This is a genomic window from Paracoccus sp. MKU1 (genome assembly GCF_001447385.1).
In the GTDB taxonomy this organism is placed as follows: Bacteria; Pseudomonadota; Alphaproteobacteria; order Rhodobacterales; family Rhodobacteraceae; genus Paracoccus.
Map to the genome: position 1 here is coordinate 1 of NZ_LLWQ01000235.1, position 1,205 is coordinate 1,205.

The 1,205-nt window shown below is 67.8% G+C and carries 1 protein-coding gene and 1 pseudogene; both read left to right on the forward strand.

What is annotated here, in order from left to right:
• The first annotated feature begins 1 nt into the window (after position 1).
• The gene (locus AQY21_RS27060) at positions 2–760 is read left to right on the forward strand and encodes an electron transfer flavoprotein subunit beta/FixA family protein (RefSeq protein ID WP_058098947.1); all 759 of its coding nucleotides are present in this window, start codon (positions 2–4) and stop codon (positions 758–760) included.
• Positions 760–1,205, forward strand: a pseudogene (locus AQY21_RS27065) (electron transfer flavoprotein subunit alpha/FixB family protein); the annotation flags it as partial. The gene AQY21_RS27060 and the pseudogene AQY21_RS27065, both read left to right, overlap by 1 nt.

A 1,205-nucleotide genomic window follows, 5' to 3' on the forward strand; every position in this document is an offset into this window, starting at 1 on the left:
GATGAAGGTTCTCGTGCCAGTGAAGCGCGTGATCGACTACAACGTGAAGGCGCGCGTGAAGAGCGACGGGTCTGGTGTCGATCTGGCGAATGTGAAGATGTCGATGAACCCGTTCGACGAGATCGCGGTGGAGGAGGCGATCCGTCTGAAGGAGAAGGGCCAGGCCGAAGAGATCATCGCGGTCTCGATCGGCGTCAAGCAGGCGGCCGAGACGCTGCGCACCGCCTTGGCCATGGGCGCCGACCGGGCGATCCTGGTCGTGGCTGCGGACGACGTGCAGCAGGACATCGAGCCCTTGGCGGTGGCGAAGATCCTCGCCGCGGTGGCCAAGGCCGAGGGCACCGAGCTCATCATCGCCGGCAAGCAGGCCATCGACAACGACATGAACGCCACCGGCCAGATGCTGGCGGCGCTGCTCGGCTGGGCGCAGGCCACCTTCGCCAGCAAGGTCGAGATCGAGGGCGGCAAAGCGAAAGTCACCCGCGAGGTCGACGGCGGCCTCCAGACCATCGAGGTCGCGCTGCCGGCGGTGGTCACCGCCGACCTGCGCCTGAACGAGCCGCGCTATGCCTCGCTGCCGAACATCATGAAGGCCAAGAAGAAGCCGCTCGATGAAAAGACCGCCGCCGATTACGGCGTCGACGTCGCGCCGCGGCTCGAGGTGGTCTCGGTGCGCGAGCCCGAGGGCCGCAAGGCCGGCATCAAGGTSGGCTCGGTGGACGAGCTGGTGGGCAAGCTGAAAGAAGCGGGGGTGATCTGATGGCTGTTCTGCTGCTTGGGGAAGTCACGAACGGGGCGCTGAACCGCGACGCGACGGCGAAGGCGGTGCAGGCGGTCAAGGCCTTGGGCGATGTSACGGTGCTCTGCGCCGGCGCGCAGGCCAAGGCSGCCGCCGAGGAGGCCGCGAAGATCGCCGGCGTCGCGAAGGTGCTGGTGGCCGAGGCCCCGCTCTACGGCCACCGCCTGGCCGAGCCGACCGCGGCGCTGATCGTGGGCCTGGCCGGCGATTACGACCACATCGCCGCGCCTGCGACCACCGATGCCAAGAACGTCATGCCCCGCGTCGCGGCGCTGCTCGACGTGATGGTGCTGTCGGATGTCTCGGCCATCCTCGACGCCGAGACCTTCGAGCGGCCGATCTATGCCGGCAACGCCATCCAGGTGGTGAAGTCGCGGGACGCGAAGAAGGTCTTCACCATCCGCAC